The organism is Flavobacterium frigoritolerans, assembly GCF_025847275.1.
Lineage (GTDB): Bacteria > Bacteroidota > Bacteroidia > Flavobacteriales > Flavobacteriaceae > Flavobacterium > Flavobacterium frigoritolerans.
Window position 1 is genome coordinate 95,513 of the sequence record NZ_JAOZEV010000009.1, and the last position, 21,446, is coordinate 116,958.

19 protein-coding genes are annotated in these 21,446 nt (G+C 32.5%); 10 read left to right on the forward strand and 9 right to left on the reverse strand.

Translation table 11 applies throughout. The features are described 5' to 3' along the window. Positions 1–16: 16 nt before the first annotated feature. The 4 genes from nadA to OIU80_RS12620 form a co-directional block, all read right to left on the reverse strand. Complete coding sequence (gene nadA / locus OIU80_RS12605) at positions 17–949, reverse strand: quinolinate synthase NadA (protein WP_264287362.1); 933 nt, start codon at positions 947–949, stop codon at positions 17–19. A gap of 454 nt (positions 950–1,403) precedes the next feature. Continuing rightward, a complete protein-coding gene (locus tag OIU80_RS12610) occupies positions 1,404–2,030 on the reverse strand; it encodes an MCP four helix bundle domain-containing protein (protein ID WP_264287363.1) in 627 nt (208 codons plus the stop codon). Between the two features lie 87 nt (positions 2,031–2,117). Beyond that, positions 2,118–2,873 (reverse strand): metallophosphoesterase family protein, encoded by a 756-nt coding sequence (locus OIU80_RS12615; RefSeq protein WP_264287364.1) that lies wholly within the window; start codon positions 2,871–2,873, stop codon positions 2,118–2,120. Then, positions 2,870–4,036: an MFS transporter gene (locus OIU80_RS12620; protein ID WP_264287365.1), complete on the reverse strand. Its 1,167-nt coding sequence runs from the start codon at positions 4,034–4,036 to the stop codon at positions 2,870–2,872. Before OIU80_RS12620 ends, OIU80_RS12615 begins: the two co-directional genes overlap by 4 nt. Positions 4,037–4,118: 82 nt before the next feature. Here OIU80_RS12620 and OIU80_RS12625 point away from each other — a divergent pair, with 82 nt between their 5' ends. Next, on the forward strand, positions 4,119–4,964 hold the full coding sequence (locus tag OIU80_RS12625; protein ID WP_264287366.1) for an AraC family transcriptional regulator: 846 nt from the start codon (positions 4,119–4,121) through the stop codon (positions 4,962–4,964). A 315-nt stretch (positions 4,965–5,279) separates the two neighbouring features. Here the strand turns inward: OIU80_RS12625 and OIU80_RS12630 are convergent, their stop codons facing one another. From OIU80_RS12630 to OIU80_RS12645, 4 genes are all read right to left on the reverse strand, one after another. After that, the gene (locus OIU80_RS12630; RefSeq protein ID WP_264287367.1) at positions 5,280–5,840 is read right to left on the reverse strand and encodes a DUF2911 domain-containing protein; all 561 of its coding nucleotides are present in this window, start codon (positions 5,838–5,840) and stop codon (positions 5,280–5,282) included. 69 nt (positions 5,841–5,909) lie between these two features. Next, a complete protein-coding gene (locus OIU80_RS12635) occupies positions 5,910–6,722 on the reverse strand; it encodes an SDR family oxidoreductase (protein ID WP_264287368.1) in 813 nt (270 codons plus the stop codon). 5 nt (positions 6,723–6,727) lie between these two features. Next, positions 6,728–7,396, reverse strand: a complete 669-nt coding sequence (locus tag OIU80_RS12640; protein ID WP_264287369.1) for a beta/alpha barrel domain-containing protein — start codon at positions 7,394–7,396, stop codon at positions 6,728–6,730. A 4-nt stretch (positions 7,397–7,400) separates the two neighbouring features. After that, positions 7,401–7,850 (reverse strand): YhcH/YjgK/YiaL family protein, encoded by a 450-nt coding sequence (locus tag OIU80_RS12645; RefSeq protein ID WP_264287370.1) that lies wholly within the window; start codon positions 7,848–7,850, stop codon positions 7,401–7,403. Between the two features lie 236 nt (positions 7,851–8,086). On the opposite strand from OIU80_RS12645, the gene OIU80_RS12650 reads away from it, so the two are divergent. Then, a complete protein-coding gene (locus OIU80_RS12650; RefSeq protein WP_264287371.1) occupies positions 8,087–9,157 on the forward strand; it encodes a LacI family DNA-binding transcriptional regulator in 1,071 nt (356 codons plus the stop codon). A 410-nt stretch (positions 9,158–9,567) separates the two neighbouring features. On the opposite strand, the gene OIU80_RS12655 is transcribed toward OIU80_RS12650, so the two are convergent. Continuing rightward, entirely contained in the window at positions 9,568–10,503 is a 936-nt protein-coding gene (locus OIU80_RS12655; RefSeq protein ID WP_264287372.1) for an alpha/beta hydrolase, read from the reverse strand. A 499-nt stretch (positions 10,504–11,002) separates the two neighbouring features. On the opposite strand from OIU80_RS12655, the gene OIU80_RS12660 reads away from it, so the two are divergent. From OIU80_RS12660 to OIU80_RS12695, 8 genes are all read left to right on the forward strand, one after another. Then, positions 11,003–12,448 carry an MFS transporter gene (locus OIU80_RS12660; protein ID WP_264287373.1) on the forward strand — a complete coding sequence of 482 codons (1,446 nt, stop codon included), beginning with the start codon at positions 11,003–11,005 and terminating at the stop codon, positions 12,446–12,448. A gap of 256 nt (positions 12,449–12,704) precedes the next feature. Continuing rightward, complete coding sequence (kduI, locus tag OIU80_RS12665; protein ID WP_264287374.1) at positions 12,705–13,541, forward strand: 5-dehydro-4-deoxy-D-glucuronate isomerase; 837 nt, start codon at positions 12,705–12,707, stop codon at positions 13,539–13,541. Positions 13,542–13,547: 6 nt separating this feature from the next. Then, positions 13,548–14,330 (forward strand): gluconate 5-dehydrogenase, encoded by a 783-nt coding sequence (locus tag OIU80_RS12670; RefSeq protein WP_129538714.1) that lies wholly within the window; start codon positions 13,548–13,550, stop codon positions 14,328–14,330. Between the two features lie 20 nt (positions 14,331–14,350). After that, positions 14,351–15,757 carry a glucuronate isomerase gene (gene uxaC, locus OIU80_RS12675; RefSeq protein WP_264287375.1) on the forward strand — a complete coding sequence of 469 codons (1,407 nt, stop codon included), beginning with the start codon at positions 14,351–14,353 and terminating at the stop codon, positions 15,755–15,757. Positions 15,758–15,992: 235 nt separating this feature from the next. Then, positions 15,993–17,015, forward strand: a complete 1,023-nt coding sequence (locus OIU80_RS12680; RefSeq protein ID WP_264287376.1) for a sugar kinase — start codon at positions 15,993–15,995, stop codon at positions 17,013–17,015. Positions 17,016–17,226: 211 nt separating this feature from the next. After that, the gene (locus tag OIU80_RS12685; protein WP_264287377.1) at positions 17,227–17,895 is read left to right on the forward strand and encodes a bifunctional 4-hydroxy-2-oxoglutarate aldolase/2-dehydro-3-deoxy-phosphogluconate aldolase; all 669 of its coding nucleotides are present in this window, start codon (positions 17,227–17,229) and stop codon (positions 17,893–17,895) included. Between the two features lie 275 nt (positions 17,896–18,170). Next, entirely contained in the window at positions 18,171–19,619 is a 1,449-nt protein-coding gene (locus OIU80_RS12690; RefSeq protein ID WP_264287378.1) for a tagaturonate reductase, read from the forward strand. A gap of 20 nt (positions 19,620–19,639) precedes the next feature. Then, positions 19,640–21,256, forward strand: coding sequence for a UxaA family hydrolase (locus OIU80_RS12695; protein WP_264287379.1), 1,617 nt, complete (start codon positions 19,640–19,642; stop codon positions 21,254–21,256). Positions 21,257–21,446 lie beyond the last annotated feature (190 nt).

Consider the following 21,446-nt stretch of genomic DNA (forward strand, 5'->3'; position numbering starts at 1 on the left):
TGATTAATTTAGATAGTTAAGATAAATTGAGCATTCTGTTTATAGGCTTTATAGCCTCTATTCTTAATTCTTCATTTATACTAATTTCTGGACTTTCGTTTTTTAGGCATAAATAAAGTTTCTCTAGTGTATTTACTTTCATAAAGGCACATTCGCTGCAAGCGCAGGTATTATCTTCATGTGATGGAGCCGGAATAATTATTTTTTGCGGTGCATCTTTTGAAAGCTGATGTAGGATTCCTGCCTCGGTTGCTACAATAAAAGTTGTTGCTGAATCATTTTTGATGAAATTGAGCATTCCGGATGTTGAACCAATATAATGTGCAGTTTCCAGTATATGTCTTTCTGATTCTGGATGTGCAACAATTTTCGCATTTGGATTTGTATTGTATATTTCGATTAGTTTATCTAATGAAAATGCTTCATGAACGATGCAGGAACCATCCCATAGTAATAAATCACGGTTGGTTTCTTTTTTTAGATACATTCCTAAGTTTTTATCGGGCGCAAAAATTATTTCTTGATCTTTAGGTATTGCTTCTATGATTTTTTTTGCATTTGAGGAGGTGCATACCCAATCGCTCATGGCTTTTATTTCTGCCGAAGAATTGATATAGGTTACTACAACATGCTTTGGGAATAATTCTTTTAGTTTCTTAAAATTCTGAGGAGAGCATCCGTCTGCTAGGGAACATCCTGCTTCGCGATCTGGCAAGAGCACTTTTTTATTTGGATTGAGAATTTTGGCTGTTTCTGCCATAAAATATACTCCAGCAAAAACGATTATAGCTGCATCAGTATTAGCTGCTTTTTTTGATAATTCAAGACTATCACCTACAAAATCGGCTATATCTTGTATTTCTTTTTTTTGATAATAATGGGCGAGGATAACCGCATTTTTCTCTTGTTTTAATCGGTTTATTTCAGAAATTAAGAATGATTTATCCATGTATTTATTTTTATTGATACCCTTAAATTATTTTATATAAAGAATACCTAAAATTATATTAGTTACTTTTTTTGAAAATTAAATTTTGAATAAAAAACTTCCAAACCGATATGCATTTTATAACTGCTATGTTTTTTATGGGGATATTACATATTTTTGCAACTCCAAAATACAGTATTCGATTTAGAAGAAATTTATTCCGTAATTTTTACTACAATTGTTTTTATAACATCTTAAATTATAATTATTTAAAATATAATTATGGGATTTAACATTGTAAAGATATTATTGAGGTTTATTGTATTTCATGATTTAAATCATGAAACACTTTTTTTTGATTTAATATTTAATTTAGGTGAAGTAAGGGGTAATAAAACATAGAGAAAGCCTGTGAAAGCAAAAATAAAATTTGCACTCACAGGCTTTAATAATTTGAAAAAATAAGTTTTTTTGACTAATTTAAGCTAGGTCCTTCTGGAATTTTGATAACGCGTTTGTGTCTTTTGGTTATTAATAAATAAATTATTGCAATACCTAAAACTATTAATAAGGCAATTTCTAATTGTGCCAACATATTATATTGATTATATGTTTTATTAGCGTTTTCTAATTGCAGTTTGGCTTCGTCAACCTGAATTTTAGAAAGTGATTCTAAAGTAACTAATGCCTCATCTGCTAATTTTTCGACTTCTTGCCATTGTTTATCTTGCGCTTGTTTGTTTATCTTGGCACAGATATCAATAAAAACACCAAAATCTTCTTTCTCTTTGGGAGTTAAAACTGTTTTATGATATAATAAGTTTATCGCTTTTATATTGTGAATGGATGTAATAACTGCATCGGCTTTTTCTGTATCATTATTGTTTTTGACAGCATTTGCCTTAACAATGTTTAATTCATTGGCATAATGAAAAATATAGGTCGAAACTACTAAACGATCTTTATAAATTGCATTGATGTTTTCATTGGTAGTCTCGGCGTTTCGTAGTGTGTTAAAGGTACTTAGTATTATAATTAACATTACAATTGCCAGTATAAATGCGGCCTTTGTTTTCTTACTACTGTTTTTTAAACCCATCATATTGTGTTGATATATATCGCAATATAATTATTTATTTTAATTAATATATAATGGTTAGTTAAAAACATTTAGCGGGTTAAGTACCCATCATACAATTAAGTCCTTTTTCAAAAATTCAGCGTAAAAATTTGGAATTGGACTTTTTTCTATGGCATTGATTACTTCGTTGATCGGATATTTTAGCTTAATAATTTCTGGAATAATTTTTTCTTCAGTGATATGTAATATTAGGTAGGTTGCCAATGGATTATCTTCTCTTGATCGTCCTAGTGAACCACTATTTATTAGAATTCCAGCTGGAGAGTCTTTGGTAGCTTCTACGTGTCTTACATAGGGTCTGTGTGTGTGTCCCATAATGATAATATCAGCTTTTTCGTTTGCAAGCATTGATTGTACATCTATAAGATCATGATTCTCATAGATATATTCATCATTACTTCGCGTGCTGGCGTGTACCAATAATATTTTAGTGTCTTTTCCTGAAGTCGTAAAGTTTAACAAAAACCTTGCAGGAAGAGTTTTTAAGAATTCTTTGTTCTCAGGTTTTATGCTTTGTTTGGTATAATTAATTCCGTTAACGCGTGCTGCTCTTTCCTCAGGATTGTGTTTTTGTAAGGGTGTTACTTCATAATCGAATGCAACGCGTTCATCATGGTTACCCATTAGACAAGGAATTTCTAATTCTCTAATTTGTTCAATAACTTCATTGTGCCAAGGAGCAAAATCGACTAAATCGCCCAGACAATATATTTCATCTATGTTTTTTTGTTTTATATCTTCCAGAACTACTTTTAGTGCTGGTAAATTACCATGTATATCACTAATTATCGCTATACTCTTCATGCCTTACGTTTATTTGAAAAAATCACTATTATTAATGCAATACTACTCCATAAAAGCATTTGCCATGTTGCCATATCCCATTTTCCTATCTTCCAACTTAAAAGCCCAAAGTAGGTACCAATTGCTGCACCAATAAAATAGGTTGTCATATATATAGTATTTAGTCTACTATGTGCTTCTTCGTGTAAACTATATATACGTGTAAAATTAGTAATTTGGGTTGCTTGTACACCAATATCTAAGAAGAAAACACTAAGTATTAAAACTGGAATAGAATACGGGAAGAGTTTTATGAGTATGATACTCCCTATTATCATTGAAACTGTAGTAATTAAAGAACGTCTTACATTGCCTTTATCTGCTAGTTTACCAAAGTAAGGCGCAACTAATGCCCCACCAATAGCGATTAAACCAAATAGGCCTATTATTCCTGAATGATAATTTAAAGGCGCACTGCTAAGGTGAAAGGTAAGTGTTGTCCAAAAGGAGCAAAACACACCAAATGTAAAGGATCCTAATAGTGCTGTTTGTCGTAAAACGGGATATTTAGGTATTAGTGCTAATGTTGATTTTATGAGGTGAAAATAACTGCCTTTAAATTTTGAAGGCACTTCTGGTAAGTATAATTTTAGCATAAGCGTAACGGCAAGTACCATTAATCCTGATATTCCAAAGACATAACGCCATCCTAATAACTCGGTTATAAAACCACTAATAACACGAGCACCTAATATCCCTACTAATATTCCACTAAAAACTACTCCTACGTTTTTACCTCTATTTTCCTTACCCAAAGTAGCAGCCATTGGGAGGATAATTTGGGCTGGAGTAGAGAAGAGGCCTACAAAAAAACTTAATATATATAATGCTGTTAATGAAGATGTCAATGTGATGAAAAACAGAGTTAATACCAGTAATCCGCACAATAACAGAATAAGATTTTTACGATTTACTTTATCACCAAGCGGAAGTAAAAAGAACATTCCTAATCCGTATCCTAATTGAGATAACATTGAAATTTTTCCAATTTGAGTTTCGGTAACTTTAAGAGATAAAGCTATTGCCTGAAGTATAGGTTGATTGTAATATATATTGGCAACGATTACACCTGCTGACACTGCCATAAGCGGAATCACCGCTGGTTTGAAACTAGTTTTATTCATAAACTTTTTTTGCAAAGCTATTGTACACTTAAAACTAAAAATTGTACATTTAAACTGTATTTTTGTAAAAAAACAACTATCATTGGAACGGTTTATTCAGCATACTCCTTTATTCATTCGGCATTTTACAACCGAAATATGGCCGTTTCCGGTTCATAATCACAATCATTTTGAGTTGGTTTTTATTCATTCAGGTAGTGGATTACATCAGTTAAATGGTGGCGAAGTCTTGTATAAAGGACCTTGCATTTTTTTGTTATGTCCATCAGATTACCACCTTTTTATTATAGATAAAGAAACTGAGTTTAGTGTTTTGAAATTTAATAACCGCTATCTCGATGGAACTTCATCGGATACTACCAAAAACGAATGGAATAAAGTCTTAGATCAATTGCTTGGTATAAGTAGTAATTTGGATGGAAAATTAGTTGATTCTCTTCAGGAATTAGATAAAATAAATCACCTGATGCAATTGATTGTCAGCGAGTGGGATGGAGGTAGCCAGAAGGGTTCTCATGAAGTACTTCTTTATTTAATACGAAGTGTATTTGCGATAATCAAGAAAAATGCATTTCAATCACTGGGAACCAATACGATTTTGAATGAAGGTCTGCTTGTAGGTATTATGAATTATATTCACAAAGAAATTCGAGTACCTGCTAATTTAAATTTGATAGTTTTATCTGCTCATTTTAATATGGCACCCAATCATTTAAGCAGTTTATTTAAGCGGCAAACGGGTGGTTCTATAAAAAAATACATTGACGATTATAAATATAAATTGATCGAAAATCGTCTTAAGCATAGTACTGTTTTAATGAAAGAAATAAGCAATGAATTTGGCTTTTCGGATGTAAGTCATTTTAATAAATTTCTAAAAAAACAAACTGGGCTTAATCCTAAGGATGTTCGGAATCAGTCGCAGTAATTAGTACTCAGTAATCAGTAATCAGTAATCAGTAATCAGTAATCAGTAATCAGTTGCAGTTGCAGTCTCAGTACTCAGTCTCAGTTGCAGTAATTAGTAATCAGTTGCAGTTGCAGTCTCAGTACTCAGTCTCAGTACTCAGTCTCAGTCTCAGTTGCAGTAATCAGTTGCAGTCGCAGTCTCATTGCCAGTCTCAGTCTCAGTTCGGTGTTTAATTGTGGTTTACAGAATCGATTTCTATTGAATAATTATAAAAAAGAGGCACTTAATTTTACAATTAGTGCCTCTTTAGTATTTGATTTAATGTTGAATTATTTATTTAATTGTTATCGGAACTTCAACAGTTGTTTTATCCCAACCAATTAATAGATTCGCTACTGAACCTTGATTAGTAAAAGCAATTGATAAAGCTTCAATTGTATTTGATACTGCTTTAACAGGAACAGTAACTCTTGCAATATCTTTACTTTCGTCATAAGCGTAGGCACCCCAGAGATCTATTTCTTTATTGATGATAATAGTCCATTTGTCTTTTTCAGGAATTGCAAACAAACTATAAGTTCCAGCTGGAATGTTTACACCGCCAATTGTAACAGGTTTGTAGAATTTAATTTCGGTATTTTCGTTGGCTCCAACACGCCAAACCTTGCCAAACGGAATTAGTTCTCCAAAAACGGTACGCCCTTTTGCTGATGGTCTTGAATAAACAACTTTAATAATTGCGGATGGACTGTCTGTTTTTTTTGATTTAACTGCTTTATGTGGAAAATAGCTAATGTCTACTGGGCTAGTATCCAAGGGAGCGAAATTAACATCTTGCGCATTTACAGAAATAGCTGTTAATAAGATGATTAATAGTAGATAAGGGTTTTTCATAATTGTAATTATTTTAATAGTTTACACAAAGTAAGAGAAATATCTTAGAGAAATCACATTATTCTTTTTTTAAATGCTTGATGCTGCAAATCCGCCATCGACTTTAACAATTGTTCCTGTAACAAATTTTGACATATCACTGCATAAAAACAAGAGTGCTCCATTTATATCTTCGGGAGTTCCAAATCTTCCCATCGGAGTTTGATCGATGATCTTTTGCCCTCTTGAAGTGAGTTTTCCATCAGGATCTAGTAATAATGCTTTGTTTTGTTCGCCAATAAAAAAACCTGGTGAAATGGCATTTACACGTATTCCTTCTCCATATTTTGTAGCCAGTTCTACCGCCATCCATTGCGTAAAATTATCAATAGCTGCTTTTGATGCCGAATAGCCAACAACTCTTGTTAATGGTCTTTGTGCTGATGCTGATGAAATGTTGATAATGTTTCCTGTTTTTTGTTTTGCAAAAAGTTCCGAAAATACCTGAGATGGCAAGATGGTACCAATTATATTTAAATCTATTACTTTTTGTAAATCATCTACATTCATATTATATATTGCCTGATCTGGACTTATAGTTGCTCCAGGCATATTTCCGCCTGCTGCATTTATAAGGATGTCCAGCCGGCCGTATTTAGTGATAATAAAATCTCGGGCTTTTTCAAGGTCTTCTTTTTTTAACACATTTGCTTGTATTGCAAAAGCTTGTCCTCCATTATTTTGTATTTTTTCTACAATTTTATTCGCTTTTTCAATTGATTGTGATACAATTCCTGTTGTAACACCTTGTTTAGCCAAAACCTTAGCAAAATTACTTCCCAATACACCTGCACCACCTGTTATTAAAGCAATTTTTCCATTTAAGTTAAAAATTGATTCCATATTATTTATGATTGCTTTTTTATGGTTTGAACTATTTCCAGAACTTTCCTAGTTTCATTTTCAATAACATTATAATCTGCTTCATCCATACGTTTTTTACTAATGAGTTTGCTTCCCATTCCAACAGCAATAACTCCTGCAGAAAACCAACTTTTAATACTGGTATGCGTTGTATCAACACCACCTGTTGTCATGAAATTTAGCGACGGAAAAATATCTTTAATACTACTCAGAAATTCAGGACTTAATATATTTCCAGGGAAAAGTTTAATGAATTTAATTCCAGCATTTTCTGCAGTTATAATTTCTGTCGGTGTCATGCAACCTGGACTATACAGTATTCCCTGACCTTGTATAAAATCTGAAACTTCGGGAACGAAACCCGGACTTATAAAAAAATCAGCTTTTGCCGCATAATATTCCTTAGCTTGTTCGATGTTCTTTATTGTTCCAATTCCTAATAACATTCCGGGCAATTCTAAATCTCTAATAGCAACCATTTTCCTGAAATTTAATACTGCTTCAGGACCTCTATTGGTATATTCTACAGCTTTTATTCCTGCTCTGTAAAGTGCTCTCAGAATTTCTAAGCTAATGGTTTCATCGGTATGAAAATAAAGCGGAAGAATTCCTTGCTTAGCTATTGTATCTATTGCATTTTGAATGTTATTCATAACTTTATATTTTTACTTTAAATACTATTTTTTTTATTAGTCCATCACCAATCATTGCAGCGTGAACATCTTCTGGAAATAAAATTGCAAACTGCTTTTCCTGTAATTGAAAAAACATATCTGGGGCATCATGAAAAAAACGTACATCTTTTTCATCACTATAATCTCCGTTTGGACTACTGCATTTTTCTCTTGGTTTCCATGCAAAAGTTTCTGGGCCTTTTATTGAGATTTGTATATCTATATTTTTGTCATGACATTCAAAACCTTTGATGCTTTTTTCTTTTGAAGTTCCTTCACCTACTATAACTATTGCTTTCAATCCTTCTGAGATTTCATGTGTTCCTTCAGTAAGGTTATTTATATCATTTTCGTATATGTAGTCAAATGCTTTTTTAAAATTAGGATGTAAATTGTAATATTTTGCAGCGTTATTTAATGAGTCTATTATCATTTTATTTTGGTTTTTATTTTAGGCTTAATTGAGTTTTTTATAGCTTACTGAGCACGTTTGGCTCCTCCGTATCTTTTTTTTGAGTAAATAAGTAGCGAATGTCTTAGTACTATTTTTATCAAATGATATTAATTTTTTTGATATATCTGTAATTACACGTGTTCGTACACGGGGTCATTACAAAAGTATATAAAAAGTCAAATAAATCATGATATCTTCATTAAATAATAATAATTTTGCAGTCATATAATTTTTTTAACTTAAAGACAATTAGTATTATAACAATAAAAAAAATAGCAGAATTAGCCAATGTTTCTACAGGAACAGTTGATAGGATAATCCATAATCGAGGACAAGTTAGCCAAGATAATGTAAATAAAGTAAATGCTATAATTGAGGAGTATGGTTATAAAAGAAATATTCTGGCGAGTAATCTTGCATTGAATAGAAAATTCCATTTTGCTGTGTTCATGCCTAAGTATGAAAATCTTGAATATTGGAAAAGTCAAATAGCAGGGATTGAAAAAGCAGCTATCGAATTTGGTAAATTTGGAGTTGTCTTAGATTATTTTTTTTATGATTTTAATACAACCTCATTTAAAAAGCACCTTAAAAAAGTAATGAATTTTGAATGTGATGGATTACTATTTGCACCAATTTTCTACAAAGAATCAGTTCATTTTCTTAACGAATATAAAAAGAAAGATATTCCGGTTGTTATGATTGATACTAATATTGTAAGTAATCATGAGCACGCTTATATTGGCCAGGATGCTTTTCAGAGCGGGTATTTAGCAGGAAGACTTATTAGTCTTGCTGCAAAAACTGAAACTAAAGTATTAATTTTTAAAATTACGAGGGAAATAGATAGTACATCAGCTTATTTGCAGCGCATCGATGGATTTTATTCCTTTTTTAGAGATCATGTTGCGTTTACGAATTTTAAATTCTCGGAAGTTACAATCAAAGATTCTGGAATAAATGAATTAAATATAGCTGTTTTTTCAGGTATTGATAGTGTTTATGTACCCAATTCCCGAGCTTATATTGTAGCCCGGTTTTTAGAAGAAAACAATATTAAAGATGTTCGTATTATTGGATATGATTTATCGAAAGAGAATATTGAGTACTTAAATCGTGGTGCAATTGAATTTTTGATCAATCAAAGACCAGAAGAGCAAGGGTATTTAGGAATTAATTATTTGTATAAAAAAATGATACTTAAAGAACCAGTAGTAAAGACTCATTATATTCCGCTTGAGATTATTCTAAAAGAGAATTATTCGGGAAGTAAAAGAGGTTCTTAGGTTCATAAGAACATTTTGTTGTTTTTTATTTTGTGTATGTAATTACGATGTCTATTCACTTCGTTCGGGGCATAAATGTTTATCTAACACATAGAGATATAGATTTTATGTGCAAAAAAGAATACACAAAAGAAATGCATTTCTTTTATGTAGCTAGTCCCGAAGCTTCGGGATACATTTTAAATAAGTGAAACACCTTTTTAAGAGTTTAAGATCTATGTCTCTAAGTGTTGAAAATAATTAAGCTCAACAGTTTTTAAATTTACAAATGAATTACATTCTAAAAATACGTAATAGGTGTAAATATGTACAACAGGTTGTTGATAATAAGTTTTTTAGTTTCAAATATAGGCTATACTCTCAATAATCAGTTTCAGTTCACAATCTAGATTCTCAAATATTTCATTTCCTTACAAATAGCTATTAGCTTTTAGCCATTCTACGCAATCTTTTGTCCAAAACTGACTAGTGTCTTTTACACCTAATCCAAAGCCATGGCCGCCTTTTTCGTATAAATGCAATTCGGCAGAAACTTTATTGTTTTTAAGAGCCAAATAGTAATTGATGCTATTTTCTGAAGGAACAACCATATCATCTGTTGCATGCACAAGAAAAGCTGCGGGAGTATCAGGTGTAACTTTTTTTTCATTTGAGAATTTATCTATTAATTCCTGAGAAGGATTTATACCTAATAAGTTTGTCTGCGATCCTTTATGAGTAACTATATTGGTCATGCCTATTACTGGATAAATTAAAATTGAAAAACTCGGGCGTGCACTAATTGAATAATCAGTTTTATAAGCAATATCATTGTAATGAGTTGCCAAAGCCGAAGCCAAATGCCCTCCTGCAGAAAATCCCATGACACCAATTTTATTGCTATCTAAATTCCATTGAGAAGCATTTTTTCTTATAAATCGAATTGCTTCTTGTGCATCCTGCAATGGTCCAATAGTTTTATCCTCCATTATTAAGTCACTTGGCAATCTATATTTTAAAACAAATGCTGTAATTCCTAAGGTGTTGAGCCATTTTGCAACCTTCATGCCTTCTTTTTCTATTGATAGATGCGAATATCCACCACCAGGAAAAATTAGTACAGATGTTCCGTTAGATTTGGTTTCATGAGGCAAGAATATGCTTAAAGTTGGAATTGTAACTTGACTAATACTTGTTACGATTCCATCTTTAATAACTTCTTTTTCTGTATAACTAGCATTATTTATTGCATTAGGAATAGCAGTAGTCCAAAGCGGAATAATTTTATTCTGCCCATATATTGGAGTGCCTATTTTCAAGGTTAAAAGGAGGAGAATAAAAGGAATGTAGTTTTTGTAGTTTTTCATTTTATAGAATTTAATGATATTAACGTTAAGTATAATAAAACACAATTTTTAACACATAGAAACATAGTTTTTTTATCAATAATTAGATGTTTCACTTAAAATAGACCTCATAGCAATTTGAAAAAAATAAGATTTTCTGTAATCGTCTTTTTGATGTATCCAAATCTATGTTTCTATGCGTTTATTTTATTTTTTTAAGCCCTAAATACATATAACTTCTTTTGATATTTATAGTATTTTGCATGCTCCATTTTAAAGTTATTTAGCAAAACTCCATTTAACAAATATATTGGTTAATGCGTACTTATATATTATTTTTTTTACGCTATATGTTTATTTAATTAGTTTTTTTAAAAATATATTTAATTTATTTGCAAAGTTAGGATTAAAAACTATATTTGTGCAATCGATTACATAAATTTTATTTGTGTTTAAAATTTTGAGTTTTTTCGAGAGAATAAAGAGAATTAATTTTAACTACCCATAATTAACCAATACCATGAATCAAACCACTAAATCTGCTGGAAAGTATCGCTGGAGAATATGTGCATTGTTATTTTTTGCTACAACCATTAACTATTTAGATAGACAGGTTCTATCCTTAACATGGAGTGATTACATTGCTCCTGAGTTTCATTGGACTAATAATGATTATGGTAATATTACAGCCTTGTTTTCGATTTTTTATGCAGTTTCTTTATTGTTTGCTGGAAGATTTGTAGATTGGTTAGATACTAAAAAAGGATTTCTTTGGGCTATTGGAATTTGGTCTTTGGGAGCTTGTTTACACGCGTTTTGTGGTATTGCGACTTCAGGAATAATAACAGGACATTGGTTTGTAGGTTTTGAAGAATCTAAAGAAATTATAAGTACAATTAATGACACAGGAATTGTAATTAATGTGAGTGTTACATTATTCATTTTTGCTCGTTTTATTTTGGCAGTAGGTGAGGCTGGTAATTTTCCTGCAGCTATTAAAACAACTGCCGAATATTTTCCTAAAAAAGACAGAGCATTTTCTACCAGTATATTTAATGCAGGTGCTACTGTTGGTGCATTGGCAGCTCCAATATCAATTCCGTTTATTGCAAAGTCTTTTGGATGGGAAATGGCCTTTATCATTATAGGAGCTTTAGGTTTTGTTTGGATGGGATTTTGGGTTTTTATGTATGATAAGCCAGAGAAACATCGAAAAGTTTGTGCTGCTGAATTAGAATACATACAACAAGATGATATTGCTGATAGTAAGCTAGTAGGATATGTACCAGAAACAACTACCAAAGTTTCTTTTATCGATTGTTTTAAATATAAACAAACTTGGGCTTTTGCTTTTGGTAAATTTATGACCGATGGAGTTTGGTGGTTTTTCTTATTTTGGACTCCTGCTTATTTGAGTTCTGTTTACGGAATGGATTCTACAGAAGCTGCTTTGCCATTATTTGTTTTGTACATGATTACTTTATTATCAATCATTGGCGGTTGGCTGCCAACTTATTTTGTTGAGAAAAAAGGAATGAACCCTTATGAAGGAAGAATGAAAGCGATGCTAATTTTTGCATTCTTTCCGTTATTAGCCTTAATAGCACAGCCTTTGGGACATATAAGTTATTGGTTGCCAGTAATTATAATTGGTATTTCGGGTGCAGCTCATCAATCTTGGTCAGCTAATATATTTACTACAGTGGGCGATATGTTTCCTAAAAAAGCAATTGCAACTATAACAGGAATTGGTGGCTTGGCTGGTGGTATTGGCTCGACAATGATTAATAAAGGATCAGGTTTATTATTTGATTATAGTAAAGAAACTAATATGTCTTTTATGGGGTTTCAAGGAATTGAAGCTGGCTATTTTATCATTTTCTCCATTTGTGCAATTTGTTACTTAACAGGATGGTCGGTTATGAAACTTTTAGTGCCAAAATACGCACCAATCACTGATTTATAATCTTTTATGTTTAATTTTTCAACTCATAGAAATATAGACTTAGTATTCTAAAATAAGGCGTTTTACTTATTTAAAAAATACAGAGATAGCTATGTAAAAGTAATGTATTTCTTTTTTGAGTTTTCTTTACTTGCCTATAAGATCTATGATTCTATGTGGTAGAGAACAAAAAATTAAAAAATTACGTTCAACAGATTATAAGTAATTAGAATATATTATGTATTTTTGTAATCGATTACATTTTTAAATAGAAATTATGACAAACTTTGAATTTAGATACGCAACAAACCCAACAGATTTTAAAAAGTATGGTACTGACGAATTAAGAGCTCAGTTTTTAATTGAGAAATTATTTGTTGAAAATGAAATACAACTGATATACACAATGTATGACAGATATATTGTTGGAGGAATTATGCCAGTTGGGAAAGTATTGAAATTAGAAACAATTCCATATTTAAAATCAGAAAATTTTCTGGACAGAAGAGAGTTAGGAATTATAAATGTTGGAGGAAAAGGGACTGTTACAGTCGATGGAGAAGTTTTTGAATTAGATAAAAAAGAAGCTTTGTATGTAGGTCAGGGTTGTAAAGAAGTTTTGTTTGCAAGCGCTAATGGAGAACAAGCTTTGTTTTATATCAATTCGGCTCCGGCTCATGCTAAATTCCCAAATAAAAAAGTAGGCAAAGAAAATGCCGAAGTAATTCAGTTAGGAGAAGAAAGGACAGCTAATCGTAGAGTTTTAAATAAACTAATAGTAAATAGTATCGTTCAAACTTGTCAGTTACAGATGGGATTAACGGAGCTATTACCAGGTAACGTATGGAATACGATGCCAGCACATACTCATGACAGAAGAATGGAAGCCTATTTCTATTTTGATTTAGAAGCACCACAAACCATTTGTCATTTCCTTGGAGAACCACAAAATACGCGTCACATTTTTATGCAAAATCACCAAGCAGTTTTATCGCCAGAATGGTCTATTCACTCTGGTGCAGGAACGTCTAACTATTCTTTTATATGGGGAATGGCGGGAGAAAATTTGGATTACGGAGATATGGATATCGTTGCACCAAACGAACTAAAATAAAGCATTATGAAATTATTTGATTTAACCAATAAAAGAGCGCTAATAACGGGAGGTACACATGGTCTTGGTATGGCTATGGCCGAAGGTTTGGCGCAAGCTGGAGCCGAATTAGTAATTAGTAGTACAACGCCAAGCAAATTAGAAGAAGCCCTTGCGTATTACAAAAGCAAAGGATACAAAGCATCAGGATATATTTTTGATGTAACTGATGAAAAAATTGCAGCCGAACAAATCGAAGCAATCGAAAAGAATCAAGGACCAATTCATATTCTGGTAAACAATGCAGGAATTATCAAGAGAGAACCTGCTGTAAGCATGCTAATCGAAGATTTTCGTCGTGTTATAGATGTAGATTTGGTAGGCGCTTTTATCATGTCGCAATTAGTGGGACGAAAAATGATTGAGCGCAACGAAGGTAAAATTATCAATATCTGTTCGATGATGAGCGAGTTAGGTCGAAATAGTGTTTCTGCTTATGCTGCTGCAAAAGGTGGTTTAAAAATGCTTACCAAAAACTTAGCAACCGAATGGGCAAAACATAACATTCAGGTTAACGGAATCGGGCCGGGTTATTTTGCTACTTCGCAAACAGAACCTATTCGCGTAGACGGAAATCCATTTAATGAATTTATTATAAGCCGAACGCCTGCGGGACGTTGGGGAGATCCGGAAGATTTAGCTGGAACGGCAGTTTTCTTGGCTTCTGAAGCTAGTCGATTTGTAAACGGTCAAATCATATATGTTGATGGTGGAATCTTAGCCACAATTGGTAAACCATCAAACGAATAATCACTTTTTAAATTACTAACATGAGCGCTACTCAACCTTTTATAAACGATAACTTTTTACTCGAAAATAAATTTGCTGAAGAATTATATCATAATTACTCAAAGAATCAACCGATAATAGATTATCACAATCATTTGAATCCACAATTCATTGCTGAGAATAAAATTTTTGAAAACACGACTCAGGTTTGGATAAATGGGGATCATTATAAATGGCGTGCTATGCGTACATTGGGTATTAATGAGCAATTTATAACTGGAAACGGTTCTGATAAAGATAAATTTTTAAACTGGGCGAAAACAGTTCCGTACACGATGCGTAACCCTTTGTACCATTGGACACATCTGGAATTGGCTCGCTATTTTGATATTTATGATTTATTGAACGAGAAATCAGCAGAGAGAATATATATCGAAACTTCGGAGAAAATAAATTCGGATGCATATAGCACACAAAATTTGCTTAAAAAAGTAAATGCAGAAGTAGTTTGTACAACCGAAGATCCAATTGATAATTTAGAGTACCATCAAAAATTAGCTAAGAATCCAATAGGAACAAAGATGAGTACGGCTTTTAGACCTGATAAAGCGATCTTAATTTCTAATGATGGATACAATCAATATATTGATATTCTGGGAGAAGTTGCTGGTATTACAATTAGTTCTTATACTGATTTATGCAATGCATTAAAAAACAGAATTGAATATTTTTCTCAAAATGGCTGCAAACTTAGTGATCATGGACTCGATCAAATTTACTTTGAGAATTTTACAGAAAGTGAAATCAATTCCATTTTCAAAAAGAAAAGAGAAAACCAAATAATTACGCCCGATGAAGCCTTAAAATTTCAAAGTGCTGTGTTATTATTCCTGTCTGAAACTTATCATGAATTTGGTTGGGTACAACAATTTCACTTAGGAGCATTACGAAATAATAATGCAAGAATGCACCGAATTTTAGGACCTGACACCGGTTGGGATTCTATAGGAGATTATCCGCAAGCACAAAAACTATCGTCATTTTTAAATGCATTAGATAGTAAAGATAAATTGACTAAAACAATCATTTACAACCTAAATCCTGCTGATAATGAAGTTATGGCAACGATGATAGGAAATTTTAATGATGGTAGCATCAGAGGTAAAGTGCAGTTTGGATCAGGATGGTGGTTTTTGGATCAAAAAGACGGAATGACCAAACAACTAAACGCGCTTTCGAACATGGGATTAATTAGTTGCTTCGTAGGTATGTTAACCGATTCGAGAAGCTTTTTATCGTTTCCAAGACATGAGTATTTCCGACGTATTCTTTGTAATCTTTTAGGAGATGAAATAAAACGTGGAGAACTTCCTAATGATATGGAATGGATTGGTAAAATGGTTCAGGATATCTCTTATAATAACGCAAAAGAATATTTTAAATTTTAAAGGTTAGTTAACCGCAAAGAGCGCAAAGTTTTAGAATCATTTTAATCAGTGGCGAAAAAAAGTTTCACGCAGATTTAGCAGATTTGGCAGATTTTTTTAATCTGTGGCAAAAAAAAACGGTTACAAGGCTAAATCTTAATTTTTCTTAATCTCTTAATGGTTAAGAACTTTGCGGACTTTGCGTAAATCTTTGCGCTCTTTGCGGTTAAACTATCTTAATGGTAAATAAAATAATATGAATAAAGTAGTTGCATTCGGTGAAATTATGTTGCGTCTTTCGACAGAGAGACATCTCCGTTTTTCTCAAGCTAAAACATTTGGATCGAATTATGGCGGAGGCGAATTTAATGTTTGTGTGTCTTTGGCTAATTATGGTTTAAATGCTGAGTTTATTACCAGATTACCCGAAAATGAAATCGGTGCTTCGGCAGTAAAAGAAATGCGAAAAATGAACGTGGTTTCCCAAAATGTAATTTATGGAGGAGAACGTTTAGGAATTTATTTTCTGGAAACTGGAGCTGGAACACGTGGAAGTAATGTCGTTTATGACCGCGCACATAGCTCGATGGCAACTATTGAAAAAGGATTAATCGATTGGGAAAAAGTATTAGAAGGTGCCAATTGGTTTCATTGGAGCGGAATTACTCCAGCGATTTCACAAAGTGCCGCCGAAGCTTGTTTCGAAGCTATTAAAATAGCTCATAAAATGGGAATCCCGATTTCATGCGATTTGAATTATAGATCAAAATTATGGCAATATGGCAAAGCTCCAAGTGACGTTATGCCAGAGATGTTACAATACAGTAATGTTATTTTAGGAGATATAGATACAGCGTATTTCATGCTCGGAATCCCTAAAGCAAACCCTAATTATCAAGACGAAAAATCGCTTCCTGTTTTGTACAGCAAGTTATTCGAATTGATCCCAAATTTAAAAACGGTAGCAACTACGTTACGTTATTCAGTAAGTGCATCTCACCAAAGAATTGGAGGTGTTTTATTTGATGGAAAAGCAATTTATAAAGCTGCAGTGCAAGAAGTAACACCTGTAGTTGATCGTGTTGGGAGCGGAGATGCCTTTATGGGAGGATTAATTTACGGATTGCTGGAATACCCAAATAATAACCAAAGAGCATTAGATTTTGCAGTTGCAGCTTGTTGTTTAAAACATACCATTGCAGGGGATTATAACTTGGTTACGTTAAAAGAAGTTGAAAATATGCTAGATGGTAATTCGGCAGGATTAGTATCTAGATAAATAATTAGTAATGCCTTATGTATATCATAAAATAATATTTACCGCATAGAAACATAGATTTTAAAATTAAAATTTAAGAGGCTCTAGAAAATTATAATTTTTTCACATAGCACTATGTGATTTATTTTGAGTGAAACGTCTTTTTAGACTTTGTAAACTATGATTCTATGTGTTAAAAATAATTATACCAAACGGGTTAAATAATTTAAAAATGGCAAAATATTCAAGAATAGAAGTGGCTATGACCATGAAAGAAAACGGTATGATTCCGCTATTTTTTCATTCAGATATAGAGATAAGCAAAAAAGTATTAAAAGCGTGTTATGATGGTGGTTCTAGATTAATGGAATTTACGAGCCGAGGCGATTTTGCTTTTGAAGTATTTGGTGCTTTAAATAAATATGCTTTAGCCGAATTACCCGGAATGATTCTGGGTGTAGGATCAGTAACCGATGCTGCAGCAGCTTCATTATACATGCAATTGGGGGCTAATTTTATTGTAACTCCTGTACTCAGAGAAGATATTGCAATAGCTTGTAATCGCCGTAAAGTATTATGGTCACCTGGTTGTGGTACGCTTACAGAGATTGCCAAAGCCGAAGAATTAGGCTGCGAAATAGTAAAATTATTTCCTGCAGACATTTATGGACCAGAATTTATAAAAGGAATAAAAGGACCTTCTCCCTGGACGAGTATTATGCCTACAGGAGGCGTTTTTCCAACCGAAGAAAGTTTGTCATCTTGGCTTAATGCAGGGGCAACTTGCGTAGGAATTGGTTCGCAATTAATCTCAAAAGAAATCTTAGATAATAATGATTTTGAAGGTTTAAAAAACAAAGTCAGCGAAGTTCTTGAGATTATAAAAAAAATTAGAAAATAAAATACGGAATAGCTATTCCTAAAGATTGTTTTTAAATGTTTTTTTGATTTTTAAGTTGTAATAGAGCATTATTCTTGCAGAATAAAACCTGCCAGTCCTCACAACAAGTTTTGTTGACATCAAGTATAATGTTTCTTTTACAACTGAGATAAAATCGAATTCTGCAAGGTTTTTTTCAACCTTGTAGGTATGATAATAAATAGTATAATACCTAACATGTTTTGGGAATATTTTAGGATAACAATACAGAATTACAACACTTTAAGTTATTAATAATGAAAAAACTAAATAGAGAAAATATAGGGTTATCCGATAAACTTCCAATAAAAATTGTTCAATTTGGCGAAGGAAATTTTTTGAGAGCATTTGTAGAATTTGCTTTTCAGAAACTAAATCAGGATGCCAATTTTAATGCAGGAATTGCTGTTGTACAACCTATCGATAAAGGCTTGGTAAATATGATTAATGACCAAGATGGTTTGTACACATTATTCATGAAAGGAATAAAAAAAGGAGAAGAAATTCAAGAAAAAGAATTAATTACCAATATTGTTAAAGCAATAGATCCTTATGCTTCTTTTAAGGAGTTTTTGGCTTTAGCCAAAGAAGAAGAATTGGCTTTTATCATTTCGAATACTACCGAAGCTGGTATTGAATATGTTGCTAGTGATAAACCAACAATGCAACCGCCAGTTTCTTTTCCAGCAAAATTAACGGTGCTTTTATACGAAAGATTCAAGCATTTTAATGGAGATAAATCCAAAGGATTAACAATTATTCCTTGTGAATTAATTAATTACAACTCAGATACTTTAAAGGAAATTATATTAAAATATTGTGCCGATTGGAGTCTCGAAGTTGATTTTACATTATGGCTTTTAAACCATTGTACTTTTCATAATACATTGGTTGACCGCATTGTTCCGGGATATCCAAAAGATCAAATCGAAGAATATAACAGTCAGTTGGATTATTCGGATAATTTGATTGTAAGTGCTGAAACATTCTTTTTATGGGTTATTGAAGGAGATGATAAATTAAAAACAAAGCTTCCATTTGAGAAAACCGATTTGGATGTAAAGATTGTAGCTGATATGCAACCTTATAGAACTCGTAAAGTTAGAATTCTTAATGGCGCACATACCGCAATGGTACCGTTCTCTCTCCTTTATGGAAATGAAACAGTAAAAGAAACAGTAGATAATTCATTTACAGGAGAGTTTGTGAATAAAGCTGTTTTTGATGAAATAAACGAAACATTAAATATGGATAAGGACGAACTAATAAGCTTTTCTGATGAAGTCTTGGATCGTTTTAGAAACCCATTTATCAAGCATTTATTATCTAGTATTGCATTGAACTCTATTTCGAAATTTAAAGTTCGTGTTTTGCCAAGTTTAGTCGAATATGTTGCAATTCAGAACAAGCTTCCAATTCATTTAACGTTTGCCTTTGCTTGTTTGATTCGTTTTTATAAGGGCACTTGGCAAAACCAAACTTTACCAGTTAATGATAGTGAAGATATAGTTAGTTTTTTTGCTGAGATTTGGAAATCTGATAATTATTATGAAATAGCAACTCAGGTATTGCAAAATAAAAACTTTTGGGATGAAGATTTAACATCGGTTAAATCATTACAAGATGCGATTGCAATTGCCTTATCAGAAATTGAACTGAATGGAATTGAGCAAGGTTTTGTCAATTACGCAAAGAAATTAAAATAATAACCTCATACATTTTTACGATGCAAAAAAAATTAATAAAAGTTAATCCTACTGATAATGTAGCTGTAGCCTTAGTAAATCTAGTTGCAGGAGAAACTATTCAGTTTGAGGGAGAAACTATTACGGTAGTTTCAGATACTAAATCGAAGCATAAAATTGCTTTGTCTGATTTTGCATCAGACGAAAAAATTATTATGTACGGTGTTTTGGTAGGTAGAGCAAGTCAAATTATTGTAAAAGGCGATGTGCTTACTACCAGTAATGTAAAACATGAAAGCGCTAAAGTTTTTGAAAAAACAGAATCGATAGGTTGGACTGTTCCTAATATTGATAAATGGAAAGACAGAACTTTTGATGGATATCATAGAGAAGATGGGCAGGTAGGAACTGAAAATGTTTGGTTGTTTTTTCCATTAGTTTTTTGTGAAAACAGAAATATCGAAATATTAAAAGATATTTTTGAAAAGGAGTTAATGAAACCCAAAGAGAATGATTATCAGTTACTACTTCGTTCTTTGGTAAAATCAGAAAGCGGTGGCGCTAGTAATGAAGCAGCTTCTAATGATTCTAATTTATTCAATAATATCGAAGTAAAATTTATCACGCATCAAGGTGGTTGCGGAGGAATTCGTCAGGATTCGCATAGTTTGGCAAAATTGTTGGCAGGTTATGTAAATAATCCAAATGTAGCAGGAGCAACGGTATTGAGTTTAGGTTGCCAGAATCTTCAAATACAAATCTTTAAAGATGCGCTAGACGAAATAAACCCAAATAGTAAAAAGCCTGTTTTAATTTACGATCAGCAACAAATAGGAACTATCGAAGCAATGCTAAGTAGTGTTGTAAAAGATACATTTGAAGCTATTAAAAAAGCGAATGAATTACAAAGAACACCTGCTCCATTATCTAAATTAACAATAGGTTTAGAATGTGGTGGATCGGATGGATTCTCAGGGATTTCGGCTAACCCAACACTTGGTATAACTTCAGATTTATTGGCTGCTTTAGGTGGAACTACAATTCTTTCAGAATTTCCCGAATTATGTGGAGTAGAGCAGGAGCTGGTAAATCGTTGTGTGGAGGATGAGAGCGGAAAACGTTTCTTAGAATTGATGAAATGGTATGAAAAAACGGTTGTAGATGCAGGCTCAGGATTTGATATGAATCCGTCTCCAGGAAATATCAAAGATGGTTTAATTACTGATGCTATGAAATCGGCAGGAGCTGCAAAAAAAGGAGGAACATCACCAATAGTAGGTGTTTCAGATTATGGAGAATATATCACTAAACCGGGATTAAATTTGCTTTGTACACCGGGAAATGACGTAGAATGTACTACGGCAATGGTCGGTTCTGGAGCTAATATGGTTTTATTTACAACAGGTTTAGGAACTCCAACAGGAAATCCAATTGCACCCGTTGTAAAAATTTCATCGAACTCTGAGTTGGCCGCAAAAATGTCGGATATTATCGATATTGACACTGGTGGAATCATCACAGGAGAAAAAACTATCGAAGAAATGGGTGATGAAATGCTGGAGTTTATAATAAATGTTGCTAGCGGAAAAATAAAAACCAAAGCAGCAATTTTAAATCAAAACGATTTTATCCCTTGGAAAAGAGGGGTTTCGCTTTAAGATAAAAGTTGACTATATTCTATTTGTTTATCCGCAAAGGACGCAAAGCTTTCAGATTAAAGAATTAACTGTAAAAGGAGCTTCGGGATTGCTATAAAATCCTTTTAATTCTTTTAATCTGTGGCAGTAAACGAGTAAAGACAAACCTTAATTTTTCTTAATATCTTAATGGTGAAAAGAAAATAACTTA

Bases quoted from the DNA above. Each gene is read 5' to 3' on its own strand.
- nadA (WP_264287362.1), bottom strand. From the start codon at position 949: ATGGATAAATCATTCTTAATTTCTGAAATAAACCGATTAAAACAAGAG.
- OIU80_RS12610 (WP_264287363.1), bottom strand. From the start codon at position 2,030: ATGATGGGTTTAAAAAACAGTAGTAAGAAAACAAAGGCCGCATTTATA.
- OIU80_RS12615 (WP_264287364.1), bottom strand. From the start codon at position 2,873: ATGAAGAGTATAGCGATAATTAGTGATATACATGGTAATTTACCAGCA.
- OIU80_RS12620 (WP_264287365.1), bottom strand. From the start codon at position 4,036: ATGAATAAAACTAGTTTCAAACCAGCGGTGATTCCGCTTATGGCAGTG.
- OIU80_RS12630 (WP_264287367.1), bottom strand. From the start codon at position 5,840: ATGAAAAACCCTTATCTACTATTAATCATCTTATTAACAGCTATTTCT.
- OIU80_RS12635 (WP_264287368.1), bottom strand. From the start codon at position 6,722: ATGGAATCAATTTTTAACTTAAATGGAAAAATTGCTTTAATAACAGGT.
- OIU80_RS12640 (WP_264287369.1), bottom strand. From the start codon at position 7,396: ATGAATAACATTCAAAATGCAATAGATACAATAGCTAAGCAAGGAATT.
- OIU80_RS12645 (WP_264287370.1), bottom strand. From the start codon at position 7,850: ATGATAATAGACTCATTAAATAACGCTGCAAAATATTACAATTTACAT.
- OIU80_RS12655 (WP_264287372.1), bottom strand. From the start codon at position 10,503: ATGAAAAACTACAAAAACTACATTCCTTTTATTCTCCTCCTTTTAACC.
- OIU80_RS12660 (WP_264287373.1), top strand. From the start codon at position 11,003: ATGAATCAAACCACTAAATCTGCTGGAAAGTATCGCTGGAGAATATGT.
- kduI (WP_264287374.1), top strand. From the start codon at position 12,705: ATGACAAACTTTGAATTTAGATACGCAACAAACCCAACAGATTTTAAA.
- OIU80_RS12670 (WP_129538714.1), top strand. From the start codon at position 13,548: ATGAAATTATTTGATTTAACCAATAAAAGAGCGCTAATAACGGGAGGT.
- uxaC (WP_264287375.1), top strand. From the start codon at position 14,351: ATGAGCGCTACTCAACCTTTTATAAACGATAACTTTTTACTCGAAAAT.
- OIU80_RS12680 (WP_264287376.1), top strand. From the start codon at position 15,993: ATGAATAAAGTAGTTGCATTCGGTGAAATTATGTTGCGTCTTTCGACA.
- OIU80_RS12685 (WP_264287377.1), top strand. From the start codon at position 17,227: ATGGCAAAATATTCAAGAATAGAAGTGGCTATGACCATGAAAGAAAAC.
- OIU80_RS12690 (WP_264287378.1), top strand. From the start codon at position 18,171: ATGAAAAAACTAAATAGAGAAAATATAGGGTTATCCGATAAACTTCCA.
- OIU80_RS12695 (WP_264287379.1), top strand. From the start codon at position 19,640: ATGCAAAAAAAATTAATAAAAGTTAATCCTACTGATAATGTAGCTGTA.